Origin of the sequence: Mucilaginibacter sp., from assembly GCF_028288105.1 — a bacterium.
Lineage (GTDB): Bacteria > Bacteroidota > Bacteroidia > Sphingobacteriales > Sphingobacteriaceae > Mucilaginibacter.
Genome location: NZ_JAQBOI010000090.1, coordinates 15728 through 34862 on the forward strand (window position 1 = coordinate 15728; position 19135 = coordinate 34862).

General features: G+C 41.1%; 13 protein-coding genes. 6 read left to right on the plus strand and 7 right to left on the minus strand.

Features of this window, described 5'->3' with window-relative positions; translation table 11 throughout:
• Positions 1-33 precede the first annotated feature (33 nt).
• The gene (locus JWQ85_RS06395; protein ID WP_299465658.1) at positions 34-1248 is read left to right on the plus strand and encodes a restriction endonuclease subunit S; all 1215 of its coding nucleotides are present in this window, start codon (positions 34-36) and stop codon (positions 1246-1248) included.
• A gap of 34 nt (positions 1249-1282) precedes the next feature.
• Positions 1283-4579, plus strand: coding sequence for a DEAD/DEAH box helicase family protein (locus JWQ85_RS06400; RefSeq protein ID WP_299465660.1), 3297 nt, complete (start codon positions 1283-1285; stop codon positions 4577-4579).
• 241 nt (positions 4580-4820) lie between these two features.
• On the opposite strand, the gene JWQ85_RS06405 is transcribed toward JWQ85_RS06400, so the two are convergent.
• The 4 genes from JWQ85_RS06405 to JWQ85_RS06420 form a co-directional block, all read right to left on the minus strand.
• On the minus strand, positions 4821-5810 hold the full coding sequence (locus JWQ85_RS06405; protein WP_299465663.1) for a type II toxin-antitoxin system HipA family toxin: 990 nt from the start codon (positions 5808-5810) through the stop codon (positions 4821-4823).
• Complete coding sequence (locus tag JWQ85_RS06410; RefSeq protein ID WP_299465666.1) at positions 5803-6135, minus strand: HipA N-terminal domain-containing protein; 333 nt, start codon at positions 6133-6135, stop codon at positions 5803-5805. Before JWQ85_RS06410 ends, JWQ85_RS06405 begins: the two co-directional genes overlap by 8 nt.
• Entirely contained in the window at positions 6132-6350 is a 219-nt protein-coding gene (locus JWQ85_RS06415; RefSeq protein ID WP_299465669.1) for a helix-turn-helix domain-containing protein, read from the minus strand. The genes JWQ85_RS06410 and JWQ85_RS06415 overlap by 4 nt, the downstream gene beginning before the upstream one ends.
• A 163-nt stretch (positions 6351-6513) precedes the next feature.
• On the minus strand, positions 6514-7755 hold the full coding sequence (locus JWQ85_RS06420; protein WP_299465672.1) for a site-specific integrase: 1242 nt from the start codon (positions 7753-7755) through the stop codon (positions 6514-6516).
• 698 nt (positions 7756-8453) lie between these two features.
• Between JWQ85_RS06420 and JWQ85_RS06425 the strand changes: the two genes are divergently transcribed.
• Complete coding sequence (locus tag JWQ85_RS06425) at positions 8454-9461, plus strand: catalase family protein (protein ID WP_299465675.1); 1008 nt, start codon at positions 8454-8456, stop codon at positions 9459-9461.
• Here JWQ85_RS06425 and JWQ85_RS06430 read toward each other — a convergent pair.
• From JWQ85_RS06430 to JWQ85_RS06440, 3 genes are all read right to left on the minus strand, one after another.
• On the minus strand, positions 9458-10822 hold the full coding sequence (locus JWQ85_RS06430; protein ID WP_299465678.1) for a Dyp-type peroxidase: 1365 nt from the start codon (positions 10820-10822) through the stop codon (positions 9458-9460). The genes JWQ85_RS06425 and JWQ85_RS06430 overlap by 4 nt on opposite strands.
• 5 nt (positions 10823-10827) lie before the next feature.
• Positions 10828-12108 carry a hypothetical protein gene (locus JWQ85_RS06435; protein WP_299465681.1) on the minus strand — a complete coding sequence of 427 codons (1281 nt, stop codon included), beginning with the start codon at positions 12106-12108 and terminating at the stop codon, positions 10828-10830.
• 343 nt (positions 12109-12451) lie between these two features.
• Complete coding sequence (locus JWQ85_RS06440) at positions 12452-13120, minus strand: N-acetylmuramoyl-L-alanine amidase (protein ID WP_299465684.1); 669 nt, start codon at positions 13118-13120, stop codon at positions 12452-12454.
• Positions 13121-13714: 594 nt separating this feature from the next.
• Here JWQ85_RS06440 and JWQ85_RS06445 point away from each other — a divergent pair.
• The 3 genes from JWQ85_RS06445 to JWQ85_RS06455 all read left to right on the plus strand — a co-directional run bounded on the left by JWQ85_RS06445 (position 13715) and on the right by JWQ85_RS06455 (position 19126).
• Complete coding sequence (locus JWQ85_RS06445) at positions 13715-14308, plus strand: sigma-70 family RNA polymerase sigma factor (protein WP_299465687.1); 594 nt, start codon at positions 13715-13717, stop codon at positions 14306-14308.
• A 116-nt stretch (positions 14309-14424) separates the two neighbouring features.
• Positions 14425-15501, plus strand: coding sequence for a FecR family protein (locus JWQ85_RS06450; RefSeq protein WP_299465690.1), 1077 nt, complete (start codon positions 14425-14427; stop codon positions 15499-15501).
• A 283-nt stretch (positions 15502-15784) separates the two neighbouring features.
• Positions 15785-19126, plus strand: a complete 3342-nt coding sequence (locus JWQ85_RS06455) for a TonB-dependent receptor (RefSeq protein ID WP_299465693.1) — start codon at positions 15785-15787, stop codon at positions 19124-19126.
• The last annotated feature ends 9 nt before the right edge of the window (positions 19127-19135 follow it).

The following is a 19135-nucleotide window of genomic DNA, read 5'->3' on the forward strand; positions in this document are numbered from 1 at the left end:
TATCCGAGTAAATAACGGGCTTAAACAATATTTATGATGAAGAAGACGATGAGTTCAGGTATGATAATGACGTTAGCTGATGTCTTTCCATTAATTAGAAACGGTGCAAGTATAAAGCAGGATGACACCCAAGGTGGAATACCTATTACGAGAATTGAAACAATTGCAGATGGTACGATAGATAACTCCAGACTGGGTTTTGCCGATATTGACACAGAAAAATATGCTACCTATTATCTACAAGATGGAGATATTTTAATGTCACATATAAATAGTTGGGCACATTTAGGTAAAACTGCTTTAGCTGAAAATATTAAGGCTAAAATTATTCATGGAATGAACTTATTAGTGTTAAGGCCAAACATAAATGAATTATTCCCCCGTTATGGAAAATACTTTTTTGAAACACCTTTATTCAAAAATCAGTTATACAAGATTTCAAACCAATCAGTCAACCAATCGAGTTTTGCTATATCAAAATTAAGGTCACTACAAATCCCGGTACCTAAACTACGCGATCAGCAATATATCGCCGACATCTTAGACAAAGCCGACACCCTACGCAAAAAGGATCAGCAACTACTGCAATACTACGATGACCTTGCCCAAAACTTGTTTATTGATATGTTTGGAAACCCGGTGAGGAATGAGAAAGGGTGGCCTCAAAAATCGCTTAGTAGTGCTTGTGTTAAAATAACTGATGGCACGCACTTTTCACCTCCAAGCCAGGCATCAGGAGTTCCGTATATAACAGCAAAACATGTGCGAAAAAACAAAGTTGATTTTTTTAATAATCCAACATATGTAACCCAGGAAGATCATGAGGCTATTTACAGCAGGTGCACACCAGTAAAAGGAGATGTGCTGTACATTAAGGATGGTGCGACAACTGGTATTGCTGCCATAAACAACTATGACTTTGAATTTAGCATGCTCTCAAGTTTGGCGTTAATAAAAGTGAATAAGCAAGTTTTAAATAATTACTTTTTGGCACACTGGCTAAACAATGAAAATATAAAAGAAAATTACATTCGAAACTATATGGCAGGAGCAGCAATCAGAAGATTTACGTTGGACAAAATTAAAAGGTTCGAAATCCTGATTCCTCCTATCACTCTTCAAAACAAATTTGCCACACAAATCCAAAACATCGAACAGCAAAAGGAAAAACTAAAACTGCAAATGCAGGAGTCTGAGAATTTGTTCCAGTCGTTGTTGCAAAAGGCTTTTAATGGTGATTTAAATTAATTTTCATAGTTTAGTGCTTACCTAATCACTTCAAATGCAGCAGGGTAACTTCTATTTTTTAACGGGCCAATACGAGGTGTTTTACGAACAGGCCCGTAAAGCGGAAACCTACCTGCAAACCGATGCGGAAATTTGCGCCATAGTATGCCGCAAATCGTTAGAGGAAATGGTGCGCTGGATGTTTGATACTGACCGCCAGCTGGACGTGATCCACGACGAGGACGAGAACACCCTGAACGCCCTCATGTATAAACCCGGTTTTACCAACTTGGTGGGGCGCCAATTGCTAACGGATATTACCGCCATCCGCCGCACGGGCAACCTGGCTGTTCACAGCGACAGGCATAAAAAAATTACCACTAAAGATGCTTATACCTGCCTCATCAATCTGCACGCCTTCGCGCAATGGCTGGTAAGTTATTATGGCGATACCATTTACCGCGAGCCATTTAAAGCATCAAAAATACAGGAGGAAGAAGCTGTTGAAGTTGTCGCAGCCGTTAAAAATGAGATTGAGGTATTGGCAGAAGAGCCGCTGGCTGATGCCGTTGCCCAAACCGCTACGGGTATCGAATATCACTCCCCGTCAGAGAAATTAACTCGCGAGCTGTATATCGATATTCTGCTGAAAGAAGCCGGCTGGATAGTAGGCGAGACCAATACAGTAGCCGAATATCCGCTTAGACACAGCGAAGCCGGTGCCGACCGTGCCGATTACGTTTTATTCGGTAACGATGGTAAACCGCTGGCCGTTGTAGAAGCCAAAAAAACAACGGTTGATGGCCGAGATAAAGGCTTAGGCCAGGCAAAACGCTATGCCGACGCGCTTGAAAAAGAATTTGGCCGCCGCCCCATCATCTTTGTCAGCAATGGGTTCGAGCATGATATCTGGGATGATTTGCATTACCCTTATCGCCAGGTTTATGGGTTTTACAGTAAAGAGGATCTGGAAACACTGGTCAATCGCAGGTTGATAGAAAAGCCATTGAGCGGCCAGCCCGTCAACACCACCATAGCAGGACGCTATTATCAAATAGAAGCCATACAGCGTGCTAAAGAAGCACTGGATGGCCATAGGCGCGACTTGTTGTTCATTATGGCCACCGGCAGCGGCAAAACGCGCACCGCCGCCGCTATGGTTGATGTGCTTACTAAAACCAACAAAGTAAAACGGATCCTTTTTTTGGCAGACAGGACACCGCTGGTATCGCAGGCTAAAAACGCTTTTAACGATTACCTGCCGCAGTTAACATCGGTTAACCTTACAAAAGATAAAACATCCGATCAGGTACGTATGGTGTTCTCCACTTACCAAACCATGATCAATCAAATAGATAACGAGTTTGATGGCGAAAGGCGCTTATTCACCACAGGCTATTTCGATCTGATCATATTTGATGAGGTACACCGGTCCATCTACCAAAAATACCGGGCCATATTCAACTATTTCGACGGTATCCGACTTGGTTTAACGGCCACCCCAAAATCTGAAACGGAAAAGGACACTTACGATCTATTTAAACTGGAAGCCGGTGTGCCAACCTTTAGCTACGAATTAAACAAGGCGGTCGAGGATGAGTTTTTACGGCCTCCGGCGGCGTTAAGCGTACCGTTAAAATTTTTGCGGCAAGGGATTAAATATGCCGAGTTAAGCCCCGAAGACAAAATTAAATACGAAGAAACCTTTGCCACCAGCGAAGACGATATCCCCGACGAAATAGATTCGGCAGCACTGAACGAGTGGCTGTTTAATGAAGATACCGTTAACAAAGTTTTGCAACTATTAATGGATAAAGGCCATAAGGTAAACAATGGTGATACTATTGGCAAAACCATCATCTTCGCTAAAAATCAAAAACATGCTAACTATATTGCTACTTGTTTCAACCACTTATATCCGCAGCTAAAAGGGCATTATTTACAGGTGGTCACCCACTCATCCGATAAACCTGAGGCAGCTATCGATCTGTTTAAACAGGCCGATAAAATGCCGCAAATAGTGGTATCGGTTGATATGCTGGATACTGGGATAGATGTGCCTGAAATATTGAACCTGGTATTTTTTAAGCCGGTGCGTTCAAGCTCAAAGTACTGGCAAATGATTGGCCGAGGCACCCGCCTTTGTCCTGACGTATTTGGAATTGGGCTGGATAAAAAAGACTTTTACATTTTTGATTTCTGCGGCAATATTGAATTTTTCGGCGATAACCCCGCCGGGGTTGAGCCAGGCTTAACTATCTCATTAACGCAGCGTGTATTTCTGTTAAAAGTCGAACTTGCCGTCACCCTCGAAAAATTTGTGGAGGATGATGAGCTGAACGAATACCGGACAATTCTGCTAAATGAATTACACCAGGAAATTTTACTGTTAAATCAGGAGAGTTTTGTCAATCGCCAGCATTTACGCTTGATTATTGCTTTTGCCGATAGAAACCACTGGAACAGCCTGACAGAAGATAAATTAAGGGATTTAAAAAAGAATATCGTACCACTGCTCATCAACTCCGACCCTGATTTTGATGCCCGCAAATTTGACGCGATTGCCTACCGGTTAATGAGCGCCTATTTAAATGACGATAAAGCCTTAAATAAATTTATCACCATAGTAAAAGACACAGCGACATCGCTGTTAAAGCAGACCACCATACCGCAAGTGGCGTCAAAAAAAGATCTGCTGCTCTTACTTACCAACGACACGCACTGGCAGAATATCACTATTCCCCGGGTTGAACATATCCGTCAGGAGATCCGGGAGCTGATGAAGTTTATAGAGAAAGAGAATCAGGCTAAAATATATACCAACATTACCGACGAGCTAACAGGCGAAATCACCCTGATGGATATCATAGTACCCTACGTTGGTTTAGATACTTATAATAAAAGGGTAGCCTCGTTTATCCGCAAGCACGAAAACTATCTTGCTATCAGTAAAATAAAAACCAATCAGCCTATATCAACCGACGAACTTGAGCAGATAAAAACCCTGCTGTTTGAAGAAGAGCCTGAAGCTGCGGAGCATTTAGACGAGATACTAAAAGGCCGTGATTTTATAGCCTTTATCCGTTCCATTATCGGATTAGATGCTGTTGCTGCAAAAGCCCTGTTTGCTGAGTTTATAAACCGCCCTGGTATCACAGCCCCACAAATGACCTTTATGGACACGCTGATCAACTACCTAACTAACAATGGTACTATAGGCAGAAGCATGCTATTTGATAGGCCATTTACAGACATTAATCAACAAGGAGTTTCAGGCGTGTTTAAAGATGAGGATACGGTTAAGATTATCAGTATAATTGATCGGTTCAATCAAAATTCAAATATCGCCTAACTAATCTTTTCTGTCGGCCTGCATAACACCATATTCACCACATTCGCAAAGATAGCCCACCGCCGGGATAAAAAGTAAAGGCCATGCAGAGCGGGCCATTTTGTTTTTTCTTTTCAGCGGTGGCCCGGCCTTGACTATTTACCCGGCTCGCGCTTTTGGTTGCTTAAGTGATAAATATGGGATGGAGTGTTCAAAAGAATTGTCGTAATCTAACTTTCTTCAATTCAAGATACTGCAAAGACTAATCCTTCATCAGCTGTTTGAGCCTGCCATGATACGATTGTAAATAATTCCGTTGGGTTGTTTCGTCAAGAAAAGAAGCTAATGTGAGTTTTTCGACAGTTGTTGATTCTGAAATCATTGATTGGGCTATTCCTTCAAATACTTTTTCGCTTATGCCTGATTGCTCAGCCAGTACTGAAAACTGGTGCCTAATCTTACCTTGTGTGAGGTTCTTTGGTAATAAGCCGTCATCAAGTGCAAAGTCATTGTCTTTGATATGTATGCGGCTGTTAAGCAGGTCATAAGCCGGACTTAGGCGGTAATCCCCCATCGGGGTTTCCAACAGCGAAAAGTTTTTGAAGTGGGCGTCTCCGTTTGAAAACAAATAATTGAACATTAATAATTTCAATAATTTTGGTGCTTCCAGTTTATATGCAGGGACGTATTGCTCCATAATCTTAAAAAGATCTAAGTAGTTTCCGAGGTACTTATAGTGTTCTCCGTGGGTCTGGGGCGTTCTTCCTGCAAGCGACGCAAAATCGTCCTGTGCCAGCTTTTCTCCTTCTTTCGTTACATCAAAACGTTTAGTAATATAAGCAGGCTGCCCGTTCTTAAAAAATATCAATGCATTTTCAGCAGTTTCTATGCTATACACCTGCCGGGCAATTTGCATGGTTAAATGTTCATTAGCCGGCAATTGGTCAGATTTTCTGCCAGCGTTTGGAATCGGCTTCAATATATAGGTTCCTCGTTCACCCTCATTGATCAGCCTTAGTCTGTTTTTTTCGAGCAACACGGAAAACTTTTCCTGTACACCAGAGATAGACATCCGCCTCTGGTTTTCCTCAAATAGCTCATCCGTCTCTGGGTTTGAAGCAGGAGAATCATAAAGTAAAATATGATTTACTTTTTTTCCATTAAAAACCCGGTTAAGACAAGTCCGGCTATAAGTATTATAGCCGGGTGCCAATGTGCCCGGGCAATACTTTATTTCTGGCAGGTTACTCATTATCTTCGGCTTTAAGGATAGTTACTGCACCTATGGTGTCGTTTTTTGCGATGGTTAACAAGAGTCCAAAATAATCAGTCTGGTCAATTCTGTTGAGCTTGCAGACCACCTGTTTATTCGATCCTTCCGGAAGCATGTTGTAAAAAAACGGAAAGAGAAACTCAGATTCGTAAATCTTTTCCGTTTTTGGTAAAGTGAGGCTAATATCTGGCTTGCTACCATCGCCAACCCAAGAAGGATGATACTGAAACGTAAAAAAACCATTATCAAGCTGCTCCAATATGCCGGCTTCTTGCTCCTTAAATAATACTTTGGCTTTTCTCATCGAATATCTGGTTTATTCTTTATGGTCAAACTGAGTTCCAGACCTAATGTATCGCCGAGCTTTTGCAGCGTCATTAAAGTGGGATTGCCTTTACCACTTTCAAACTGCTTTAACGTTCTAAGGCCTACTCCTGATAGTTGCGCGAGCGTTTCCTGGGTAACCTGTAGAGATTCCCTGCGCAATTTAATTGTTCTTATTATTTCCTCAAAGTGCATTATAGTGCTCTATTTACAACAAAGGTATCAATAATTTTTATTAGTTCATTATAAAGTGCATTTTATAGCTCTTTTTAGCGCCATAGTTAACCTTATAGGTCACCGAATAGAAATCCAAATTGCTAAGTATAGAGCTGGGTGCTTTTTCCAAATAACGAAGATTCTATCCAAAATCCATTAGTTTATCAGCTATTTCCTGCTTTACGTTATCCTCAAAACCCGCCCAGTAGTTTTGAGTTGTATTCAAGCTGCGATGGCCTAAACTTTCCTGTATCAACTCCATTTTAGCGCCATTACGGATGGCAGCCGTTGTGAAAGAATGCCGTGCGTAATAGGTAGATATATCGGCATCCAATTCCAGATCCTTCGCCAGTTTTTGAATATGCTGATTGACAAAACGAATAAAGTTCTGATTTACCCTTAGCTTCTCAGCCTCGTCCATCTTTTTAGTTAATATCGGAAATACATAATTGTCGGGTAGAAAAGGACGGGTACCATAGCGTTCTATTACTGCTTTAATCGTTTCTGTTAAAGGAATAATAATGGGCTTGGGCTTGTCTTTAGTGGTATGAAGCGTTTTATGTCGCAAAAATGAAATAGACTTTTTGTTAATGTTTTTATACTTCAATTCTGCAATGTCACGGAAATTCATACCATTACACTGGTAACTAAAAAACCAAAAGTCCCTTGCTTTTTCTTTCGGGCTACCTGGTTCTACCGGCGCGGTATAAAGTTTTTTTAACTCTTCCTTACTTAGGGCCTTCTTAATATTTTGGCCTGTAGGTATTTTATATTTTTTGAAAGGATACAGTTCAGCAGCAATACTGCCTTCTTCCATAGCCTTATTGAAAATAGCCCGTAATGGCCGTAAGTATATACCTACAGTAGTTTTGGACTTGTCGGCAGCTACCATCCAGTTTTCATATCTATTTAAAAAATCAACTGTAACACGGGAGAAGGAAAGACTTGATGCGGGGTGGTTATCCTTGCCGGCAAATTCAAGCAATGACTTTAAGCTTAAACGGTAATTGGAAGCTGTGCCTGCACGGCCATATCTTGTCAATTCATCTATGTAATCCTGATAGTACGCGCAAACATCTGTAGTGGCGGCTTGAGAGCGAAACATTTCCCGCTCAAATTTATCAAGGATAAACAAGCCATCCATTTTAGCAATAATTCTGTTCGCCTTTGCTTCTATGGCATCTAAAGATATTTTAATCTCCTGAAATGCTTTCTTAGGTTTTTCGGTTAAGTAGGATTGTTGGAATTGTTGAGCCGTCAGGTGGATGTCTGTAGGATAGTGCCTGATATCGGTACGGGAGATATATAACCTAATTTTTACCGGTGCTTTTTTACCAGTTTCAACCTTCCGTTCATCTAAATATAAGTTAACTTTTACTGCCATTTTCGTTAAAATTAGGTAAAATGCCTATTTCTCTCACACAAATTTTTTAGAACATTCGAAATTAAGCAAATTTCCCACAAAATCGCCTATTTTACTCTCACACATTTCTCACACAAATGGGCAAAAAATAGCCAAAAATAGCAAAATAGCACAAAATGAAGTTTTCATAAAACATTGATATATAAGTATTTAATAAAAAAACAAAGTATCGAAAAGCATCTCCCATAGACTGTTAATCAGAGGGTCGCTGGTTCGAGCCCAGCCTCAGGAGCGAAAAAGCCTTACATGTCCGCAAGGCTTTTTCTATTTTAAAAAAGCCTTAACGGGGGCAAAAACGCGATTTTTCCGGTTTTTGAATCTACCCCCGGATACTTCAGGAGGCAGACATCCATAACGTAGATTGTGGGCAACACACTTAAAAACGCTTTACTGCCTCGTGTATCCCTTTGCAGTATGTACTTCTTCATCTTTATACTTTACGATCAGTCTCCTTCCGCGGTATACAGGGAAGAATGAAAATAACTATTAATGGCTATTTGCTGAAGGTATTTTGCTCCATACCTTTAAAAGATGTTATTCAGGAACCTTCTGAACAAAGCCTAACATTGCCCTCGCATGGATCAATCAAATATTCAGCTAAAAAATACTTCGTCCCCAGTCAAATATCATGTTAGCTGGAACCGGCAAACGATTTGCAAATGAATACTTTAATAACCGACCAAAATAGTCCCGCTCAAGAGCGGGCAATTCAAAAGCTTATCGAAATGTTAAAAGCGAAAATGCTACGGGAAAATCTCCCAGGGCAGATGAAACGCGACGCGCATCCTAAAATGATTGGTTTGTTAAGGGCTGAATTCATCATTGAAAAAAACCTGCCTGATGAATTAAAGGTGGGTATCTTTGCTTCCCAAAATACGCACCCTGCATGGATAAGGTTCTCAAATCAGCAGGCCCCGGCTACAGGAGACAATGTTAGGGATATAAGGGGAATGGCCATAAAATTACTGGATGTTAAAGGACAAAAGATACTTGATGGCCAACAGGATGGCAAAACGCATGATTTTATCACGATAACTACCGACGCGTTTGTCGCCAAAGATATTGTGGACTTTGCCGATCTGATAGCCGCACTCGTTACCAGCAAGTTTCACTTTCTCTGGTACTTATTAACCAACCCCCAAAATTTATGGAATTTACTGCGCGCCAATAAACGTTTCGGCAGTTTATTGGAAGCTCACTTTTTTAGCGTATCCCCTTACGCGTTTGGTGATAGGGTGGTAAAATATTCGGTAAAGCCACAGTCAGATCACCAGACCCCTGTTGCAGCAGGATCAGCACAGAATTACCTGACAACAGTAATGGAAAAACAATTAACTGAAAAGGATTATTATTTTGACTTTTTAGTTCAGTTTGATACCAATTCAAAGAAAACCCCAATCGAAGACCTGAGTGTGCGGTGGAAAGAAAAAGATGCACCTTTTATTAAACTGGCCACTATTAAAATTCCGATGCAGAAATTCGATAATGAAGCACAACGGGCCTTTGGTGATCAACTTTCTTTTAACCCATGGCGGTGCCTGCCTGAACATACACCACTTGGAAGTGTCAATCGTGCACGAAAGATAATTTACCAAACGCTATCCCAATTTCGTCATAACAAGAATAAGTTAATTGTTGCCGAACCGGATACTTTAGAAATCCCTTAACCGGCCAATAGCTTAAGCGCCTTCATGCCCGGCATAAAAAAATAAGCGCCTCCTTTGGTTGTTACAAAATCAGGAAGCTGATGCACTCTGGTCCTGGCCGGGCAGCCCTGAATTGTAAATGCATTAATGTCGTTACGAACGCCGATAATGGGATCGTTCTCATAATTCAGTGAATCGAAGTTTGGATTATTTACCCAGGTTTGCTGTATGAATTCAAATTGCCTCTCAATATTGCTGTTAATGCACAAAAAAAACAATCCTCTTTCCTTTCCGTCGTTTTGATAAACATCCTTGGTCCTGTCTCCATACGATCTGCCCCGCCTAACAATTCGGTGACGGTTCACTGTAAGAAGCGATAATTCAGGATCACCGAACAGGGAGTCTCTCGGATTCGAGCGGCGGATATGGGCACCTATCGGGCAACCAAAACCATCTTTATCATCCTTTGCAAAGCCGAAGTTGTTCTCTTCATTGATGGATCCTCCGGTGGCCGGATCTGATTGTCTATACACAGAAATTGGGGCGCCACTTTTCCATCTTCCTACCATTTTGGCGGCCAGCCTTTCTTGTTCAATTAAGGGACTGACGCCATCACTGTTAGTAGTTTTCTCCTTTAGATAATTCCACAATTTATCAACCTGCTGTTCCAACTGACGAAAAACCACGTAGGTACCATTACGACCGAAATCCTTCATCGTATTTAATGATGGCAAGTCATCGATCTTTTGCATTTCATTTTCATAGCCCAGGATAAATTCACCGGCTTTGATAACGGTTGCATGCCCTGTACGGTTCAGTTGGGTGGCTTTCTTGTCCGTCCCCTCGATCACAGGTTGTCCGACACCGTCTAAAAAACCGAAATGTTCATGAGATGTAGGCTGACGGCCGGCCGATAGCGATTGGATGATTTCCACCCCTTTATTGAGATCGATGCCCGCTCTGATGTCTGCCAATCTTTCAGCAATTTCAGTTTCATTAGTGGCAAATAACAGCAATACGATATCAACGGGAGATTCCTCGTTTCCCCATGACCATGCGGTGGCCGCGCTATTGCCTTCATCTCCCAATATATTTTGTCGGGTTTTAGTGCTCATTCCTTCCAGGAATGGCACCGAAAAAGTAATAAGTTCGGACTCTGTAAAATTAAATTTACGAAAAGCGGTCGCGGTAAATGCAATGTTAAGGCAGTAATCATTTTTCCTGTCAACGCCGGTAGTGATCTGGTTAAAGATTGCCTTCAGCCAATCCTTACATGGAGCAACGTTGTTGATCTTTAATAGCATGTAATTAGCACAGGGCATATTCTTTGCATAAGAGCTTAACACAAATCCCTGGATGTCTGCAGTGTCTAAATTTGCCATGTCAGTTAAAATAATTTAAGCCATTCTTTTATCTCAGCTACAGATAGTTTATTAAAAAGGTTTTCTCTGATCCTGCTGTCCTTATCAATATTTTGCACGGTCAAATCGCGATAAGCGCTATACCAAACCAAAGAAGGTACCTGGTGATTCCTTGCATATCCCTTAAACCTAATTTCATCACGTGCTCCATCGAGTACCAGAAACCTGGTGTAAGGAAAACCTTGCGTGTTGCTCCAAATGCCCGTTAGTCCGGCGGCAGCCTTATCAATAAAATCATCCAAATAGCTGGTCCAGCTGCCATCATAATTGCTTAAGAAAAGCAGTTGTTTATTCTGATTAATGATGGACCAATGGGCAAAGTGTATACTCGGAATACCGCCCAGCTTTCCTTTGGTAGAAGTCCTGGCGAGCAAATTTGCAGCAAAAAGCACAACTTTAAGCAATATCAGGCGAAACGGTCCCGGCTTAATATCCGTGATATTTGCCAAATGATTTTGTGTGATCCTATTCTCTGTATTAATTAACAGCTCAATTTCTGACACAGATGGTCGGGGTACGACCACTTGTTCATGTTCTTCTTTAAAACGCAATATGAGTACCGTAACGAGGACAAGAACCACGATAATAACTAGTGTCACCGGAAAGCGTAATAATAACAGTGTGAGAATAACGGCAATCAATAAAAACTGCCAGAATCGGGGAATAAACTTTTCTAAAAACGTTTGATGCGGCGGAAGTTGATGGTAGAGATCTGGCTTAAGGTCAGCTTTCACAAAATCCTGCATTTGTTCCCGAAGCCGCGTTGCACTAAACTCATTTGGGTTATGCACACTGAACAACTTGTCCAGGTAGGTTTGCAAGTGCTCGCGCAACTCCTGGTTCGCCCTGATCACTTTTGCTTGCCTGCCAACATTTCCAATATGATAGGCATTGGGCTTAACAATGTTTGCCTTCAAAAATTGCTTCAAATGAGCGTGCTGAAAAACGGTATTCTGATATCCTTTGCAACACTGGTAGATCTGGTGAATACCAGCCCCCGCCACAGACAAAAGCTCGTCCAGGTAGGAAGAAACGTCACCATCAAAGTTGTTTTCAAAAATTAATAGGGGTGGCGATACCTTATTGTCAGAAATAACAATACTGGAAAAATGCAGCAAGCTAATTGATGGAAAAGGGATCAATGAATTGTTAAGCAAATCAAGCCGGATCTGTTCAAGCAATTGCTCCAATTGCGGCCTTTTTGACGGATCAACTTCCGTAATAATAGTTAATATAGTGTGCTTCATGCCTTTTCCTATTATTTTCCTGAAAATGGTTAAACAACGCTGCAGCTGCCCTTATATAAGTATTAGTATAAAAATAACACGAGGCCAACGAAAACACTCCACCTGATCAGATGCCGCATATTCATTATTTCTAAGTTACGGTTTAAAGTGAAATTTGGTGTAAATGCTTTTATTGAGTTTCCTAAAGTAACCCACTATTATCTGATCAGAAAATAGCTATAGGTAGTTATTTTTAGTTGTTTGCATATCTTCGTTTTCGCACTCATCAACCGTTTGCCGGAATATTCCATCGTTAAGCAATGTCAGCAGAACTAATTGGCAAAGCAAGTATTCATGTGTTTATTCACTCAGTCGCCTGCTCCAGCGATTGAAGCATCGCGATCAGTTCAGGCTGCGGATGACAATCCTGCTTGTCGCCGGGAATGCGGTAGGAGGTATGCGTCCAAATTCCCTTAACGCCACCAATAGCATCCTTGCTTACATCCCACATACCGGGATGATAAGTTTTAGGAATACCATATTTATCGCATAGGTATAATAAAAGTTCCTTTACGGCAACCAGTTGCGCCTCAGCATATTTCTCGAAAGCGGCAAAGCCCCTAAACGACGGTTCATATAACTGTACGCTATCGTCTGGTACGGTATTGCCAAGGTAATTTACCCACTTGCCATTCTTCCTGGTTAAGCCGCCCCAACAGGTTATTTCGATTCCTATGCTTTGTTTGTGCAGTATATCGCAACGCGTACTATAATCAGTAAACCCAAGGCCATGAATAAAAGACGACGGTATCCCCAGATGGGCTGCATAATATTTTGAGCCGAAAGCTTGCTGGATTATGCCATCCTTCCCGATAACGAAAGCCGTAGCAACCGCTACCGGGTCGCTTTTCCAAAAGTCGATATTACCCTTAGCCGAAGGGCCGCTTGCCGTATGGTGAATTACGATCTGACTCTTGGGGAATTCTTGTTTATGATACTGGTTTTCTGGAAGAGGGTATTGCTGGATATTCATGATCAGGGGTTTTAATATGTGTGATATTTTACTATGCTTAGGTCAATTTGAAGGGTGCTTTAGGTTTGTTCAGCATTTAAGAAGGGGTTTCCGGATCTGCACCTGTAACCGCCGGGTTCGTGGACACCGGGCCGGGCAGCGGATTTCCGGTTGCTGGTGATGGATCATCGCCCGTTGGTTTCGGCGGTTCATTTTGTTCTTTGGTAGCTACTTAAACTATTTACTATCAACAAGTTTAATCTTAAAATTTTTGAGCATCAATAGCTATAAATAGTCATTTGATTTCCCTTATTACGGGCTACACGACACAATGATCCGGCGGGCGAGTGCACAGACGACAATCCGGGTGACACAACAAATTCAAGACTAAACAACTTTACTTTCGAGTACATGTGCGGTTTTATTGCCAAACAGAGCCTCGTGGGTTAGATCCCAGTCGAGCGGAAATGCAGCTTAGTGCAGTATTATCCCTTTTTCAATATTTTTAAAAAAAGGTAATTCCCAATTTTCCACAAATGGTTCGATACAGTTTGATTCCTAATGCGGCTATTTTGTATATTAGTCGATTACAAAAATGATTAGCAGGATAACAAATTGGATAACGAAGCAGATCTAATGATAGAAGATTCGGAATTATGGGACCTTTTCCGGACTGGCAATCAGCTTGCTTATACACAATTGGTTAATAGATACTATAAACAATTATTTAATTATGGCCGGCGTTTTTGCCAAGACCGCGAATTTTTGATGGACTGCATACAGGAGGTTTTCTTTGAATTGTGGAAAAGAAAAGAAAAGATCAAATCGACGCCGGCGGTAAAATGGTATTTGTTCAAAGCAGTCAGATTGAGGATATTTCGAGATCAGTCGAAATGGACTAAAAATGAAGAACTTTCCGACGAGTATAATTTTTTAGTTGAATTCAACATTGAATCAAAGATCATCAATGATTTAGAAATAAATGACTTATCTGTAAAAGTAAAAAATATCCTGAATGCCTTGCCGCCACGTCAGCAAGAAATTATGTATTTAAGATTTTATGAAGGCTTAGCTCTTAATCAGATTTCGGAAATCATGGGAATCAGTAACCAATCGTTACGTAATTTATTGCAGAAGTCCTATAAAAATTTCCGTGCAGAGTGGATTCCCCTTCTTATTTTCCTTTCCTGCTGTAAATTATTAAACTGACAATCAGTTTTTTACATAATAAATAAATTTTTACTCAATTCTTTTCGTCTTTTCCAGGGGTACATTTTGTAAGTTTTTGAATATTGTTAGTATAAACCCATTGTAAATAAAATTTCATGGCCAAATACGACAATTACGACATTGAAGATTTTCTGCAGGATGACTCTTTTATTGACTGGATATTGAACGAAAAAGCTGAAAGCAATGCCTTTTGGACAACATTTTTATCAGAGTATCCCGAAAAACGAACTTTAATAGAAAAGGCCCGCGCTATTCTGATTTCGATAAACGTGAAACCGCTTGATGATCAGCTATCGGATACCGAAATAAACTTAAGGGTAAACTTAATTCAAGACCAGGCTTTCCGCCAGGTGCCCATGGTTAAAATTTACCAGCGGCAGTGGTTCAAAACAGCAGCTATTTTTCTTATTTTTATAAGTATCGGGTTTATCGCTTATCAAACACTGACTAAATCTGATGATCTTATTACCAAAGATGTGTTAAACAGCTTGGTAAAAATAAGCAACACCAGTAAAAAATCGAAATTGGTGCTAATGAACGATGGGAGCCTGGCAGTGTTGACCCCCGGGTCTGAAATACAATTCCCTTCTACTTTTAAAGGGGAGGAAAGAAGTGTTTATCTGCAAGGCGAAGCTTTTTTTGAGGTTCACAAGGACCACGATCACCCGTTTTTGGTTCACAGTCAGAATATGATCACCCGCGTTTTAGGGACAAGCTTTACCATTAAAGCATTTAAAGATGCAGCTGAGTTCAAGGTAATAGTTAATACCGGGAAAGTGTGGGTTTACGATCAGAAGACTAAACCGGCTGCGGAGAAAAAGGATGTTGTTATCGCCCTTACACCAAACCAGCAAGTCACCTATACGCGAAACGTCTTTCAATTTAAAAAAGACACGGTAACCCATCCATTATTACTTTCAAAAGAAGTCGCTGATAAGGAACTAAACTTTGCTAACATTCCGTTCAGCACCGTCATCAGTAAATTAAATGCAGCCTATGGTATTCAAATAGAATATAACGAACAAAAACTTGGGAATCTAAGAATAACCGCGTTATTGGCTGAACATCCGCTTAATGAAAAAGTGGAGCTGATTTGTCGGGCAGTGAACGCAAAATATAGGTTTGCAGACGGCAGGATCATTATTGAAGAAGATACACAAACTAATAAATAACCGATTATAAAACCATAAAAGCCAACCAAGCATGAGAAGAAAAAATACATAGATAAATCCCCCCCTAAAAAAAAGACCGGTAATATTTGCTGTATTACCGGTCATAGTTTTAGCCCCAATGCATTCGAACTCATTTTAATTAATCGCTTTAGCGATTAAGAGGGGCTTTTTTTGTCGAGTTTTTTATGAATTATTAACCCAAACCAAATTTATGAAATATAAACCTTTACTGCTAAAAATAATGAGAATAACATTTTTACAGTTAATCATAGTTTTTTCCATCATGGGAAGTGTTTATGCTAATGGCGTAAAAGCACAGGCCATACTGGATACAAAAATATCTATCAAAGAAACCAATAATCAACTTCGCCAGGTTCTTCAGAAACTGGGAAAGCAGTATCATATTGAGTTTGTTTACAGCCCGGATATTATCAATGAAAAACTCGTTGTAAACGTTGATATGCAAAGGAAAAAACTCTCGGATGTGCTCAGGAAAATTTTGCAGCCGTTGAATTTAAGCTTTGATATGGTCGGCAACGTGATTGTGGTCCGCAATAATAAAGACCCGAAAAGTGTTCCTTTTTCATCCACTACACCGTCATCATCAGAAGCGCAGGCATACCAACCAGAGAGCGTCATACCATTTGAAGCCCAGGTTGTTATTACGGGCAAAGTTACCGATGAAAAAGGCGAAGCTATACCAGGTGTTACGGTAAGACACAAAGAAACAGGTAAAGCCCTGGCAACTAATGTTAATGGAGAATACACAATAGTATTGCCAGAGGCAGTCGGCACCTTATCATTTTCTTTCCTGGGTTATCAGACAAAGGAAGTAGCAATAGGTAGCGACCGACGCATTAACGTAACGCTTGTCGCAGTTAGCGGCAATCTGAACGAAGTGGTCGTTGTGGGTTATGGAACACAAAAGAAAGCTACGCTCACCGGTTCTGTTGTTGCGATAAAAGGTTCTGAGATTGTGAAAAGCCCGGCAATAAACGTGACAGCCTCCCTCGCCGGGCGCTTACCTGGTGTTATCATTAACAGCAGATCCGGCGAACCGGGACGGGACAATCCGTCAATTTCCATAAGAGGCAGCAGCACAACCGGAAATACTTCTGCGCTTGTGATCATTGACGGTGTGGAACGAGGTGGCTTAGGGCAACTTAATCCTAACGACATTGAAAGCATATCCGTGTTAAAGGACGCTTCCGCTGCAATATATGGTGCGAGGGCCGCAAATGGCGTTATATTGGTAACCACAAAACGTGGAACCGCCGGGGCTGCGCCTCAGGTTAACCTTTCTTTTAATCAAGGGTTTACCCAGCCAACCAGAAATCCTATTATGGCCGATTCCTATACGTTTGGCAAAGTTTATAATGAAATAGAAATCGGAGAAGGCAGAACACCAAGGTACACAAACGATGAGTTGAATAAGTATCAGAATAATTCAGATCCGAATTACCCAAACACAGACTGGTATAAATTTATCGTTAAAAACTGGACGCCACAGCACAGGACTAATTTGTCTGTGTCTGGAGGCAATAATGGCACAACCTATTTTCTCTCATTCGGAGAGGTTATGCAGGACGGTCAGTATAACGGTGGAACTGAAAAGATAAGGCAGTATAATATCCGTTCGAATATTGATGTTCAGATCACAGATAATTTCAAAATAGGAATGAATTTGTCCGGGCGATTTGATAACAATCATTTCCCTTATCAGGGGGCCAATAATCTTAACAGCCATATTTTCTTATATCAGCCTAACTGGCAGCCCTACTGGCCGGGCACTAATTTACCTCAGCCCAACCGGGGTAACGAAAGCATTCTCAATTGGGTGAATGATAATAATGGTTATCAGGACGTACACACCAATACGTTCCAAAGTACCTTATTTTTTAACTGGAACCTGCCCTGGGTAAAAGGCTTATCGATCAATGGCAGCGGAAGCTATGATCCAAACAGCGTTTTCACAAAAACCTTTCAGACGCCAACTTTTGTATATTATAAAGACGCGACAAATAGTGAATACACGCGTGGGCGCTCTGGAATGGGTGCTGATTTAGCTGATCTTAATGACAGGACGAGCCTGGGCTCTTTATTTTACCTAACCGGCAGGATCAACTATGAACGGAAATTCGGGCTTCATAATGTTAAGCTGTTATTAGGATACGAACAACAAACCATCAACAGCAATTATGATATCGCTTACCGGAGTGACTTTGTTTCTACCGTGATACCACAAATATTTGCCGGAAGCAGTGACAAAAACAAACAAGGTAATGATGGATCTGCCACTCAGGGTGCCAGGAAAAATTACTTTGGCAGGATTAACTACGATTATGCAGGTAAATACCTGGCGGAGTTTACGATGAGGCGTGACGGCTCGCCAAATTTCGCGGCCAATAAGCGATGGGGGAATTTCCCGAGTGCTTCAGTGGGTTGGAGATTGTCTGAGGAAAACTTCATGAAAAAATTCAATTTCATAAATGATCTAAAGATCAGGGCATCTTATGGCATTATGGGCAACGATCTAACCGATTCTTTTCAATATCTAACCACTTATGGCTTCGGTAATAATTATGTGATTGGGGGGAATGATGTTACCGGGCTGGTCCAAACCGGAGCGCCGAATCCTGATATTACCTGGGAAAGAGCAAAAACCGGTAATATTGGGTTAGACGCAACCCTATGGAACGGTTTTTTGGGCATAACATTTGACTACTTTAAAACCCGGAGGTCAGATATTTTAACCAAACGCACAGCGATAATTCCGGGCTATACGGGATTAATGCTGCCTGCCGAGAATATCGGTATCGTAGATAATAAAGGATTCGAACTGGTGCTATCCCATACAAATAACAACCATGAATTCAAATATAATTTCTCCGGCAATATCGCTTTTGCCAGGAATAAGGTGATCTTTAGTGACGAACAACCGGCCGCTACGCCTTATCAATTAGCTACCGGTCGCCCTATCGGCTCCACTTTATATTATAAGTCTATTGGCATTTTTCCCGATCAGGCATCGATTGATGCTTATCCCCACTACCTGAATGCGAGACCGGGTGATATTAAATTTGAGGATGTAAATAAAGATGGAAAGATCGATGCGTTGGACAGGATCCGTATCAATCAAACCAATGTACCGGAGATGACCTTTGGTTTTACCGCGAACTTAAGATATAAAAACTTCGACTTATCGGTACTACTACAGGGACAGGCCAATGTCAAACAGTATTTTGGTGGCTATTTCCCGGTAATGAGTTATTCATTAGGTAATTTTCTTGCCTGGCGAGCTGACGGACGCTGGACGCCAGAGCATACCAATGCTACGCAACCGCGTGCCAGTTATGAATTGTTTAATAATAACACACAGCGCTCAACACAATGGTTGCTTGACGCAGGCTTCCTAAGATTTAAAAATATTGAATTTGGCTATAATCTGCCAAAGGCAATAACTGGTAAAATTGGTGTGAAAAATTTACGGGTTTCGGTTAGCGGCAGTAATTTATTCGTCATCTATGACCACATGAAGGATTTAGGATTTGACCCGGAAACCAATGATTACTGGTATTATCCCCCGCAACGCGTAATTAATTTCGGAGTTAATGTAACCTTATAAACTAAAGAA

What these genes read in the sequence shown, in the direction of transcription:
- JWQ85_RS06395 (WP_299465658.1), top strand. Translation starts at nt 34, where the DNA reads ATGATGAAGAAGACGATGAGTTCAGGTATGATAATGACGTTAGCTGAT.
- JWQ85_RS06400 (WP_299465660.1), top strand. Translation starts at nt 1,283, where the DNA reads ATGCAGCAGGGTAACTTCTATTTTTTAACGGGCCAATACGAGGTGTTT.
- JWQ85_RS06405 (WP_299465663.1), bottom strand. Translation starts at nt 5,810, where the DNA reads ATGAGTAACCTGCCAGAAATAAAGTATTGCCCGGGCACATTGGCACCC.
- JWQ85_RS06410 (WP_299465666.1), bottom strand. Translation starts at nt 6,135, where the DNA reads ATGAGAAAAGCCAAAGTATTATTTAAGGAGCAAGAAGCCGGCATATTG.
- JWQ85_RS06415 (WP_299465669.1), bottom strand. Translation starts at nt 6,350, where the DNA reads ATGCACTTTGAGGAAATAATAAGAACAATTAAATTGCGCAGGGAATCT.
- JWQ85_RS06420 (WP_299465672.1), bottom strand. Translation starts at nt 7,755, where the DNA reads ATGGCAGTAAAAGTTAACTTATATTTAGATGAACGGAAGGTTGAAACT.
- JWQ85_RS06425 (WP_299465675.1), top strand. Translation starts at nt 8,454, where the DNA reads ATGAATACTTTAATAACCGACCAAAATAGTCCCGCTCAAGAGCGGGCA.
- JWQ85_RS06430 (WP_299465678.1), bottom strand. Translation starts at nt 10,822, where the DNA reads ATGGCAAATTTAGACACTGCAGACATCCAGGGATTTGTGTTAAGCTCT.
- JWQ85_RS06435 (WP_299465681.1), bottom strand. Translation starts at nt 12,108, where the DNA reads ATGAAGCACACTATATTAACTATTATTACGGAAGTTGATCCGTCAAAA.
- JWQ85_RS06440 (WP_299465684.1), bottom strand. Translation starts at nt 13,120, where the DNA reads ATGAATATCCAGCAATACCCTCTTCCAGAAAACCAGTATCATAAACAA.
- JWQ85_RS06450 (WP_299465690.1), top strand. Translation starts at nt 14,425, where the DNA reads ATGGCCAAATACGACAATTACGACATTGAAGATTTTCTGCAGGATGAC.
- JWQ85_RS06455 (WP_299465693.1), top strand. Translation starts at nt 15,785, where the DNA reads ATGGGAAGTGTTTATGCTAATGGCGTAAAAGCACAGGCCATACTGGAT.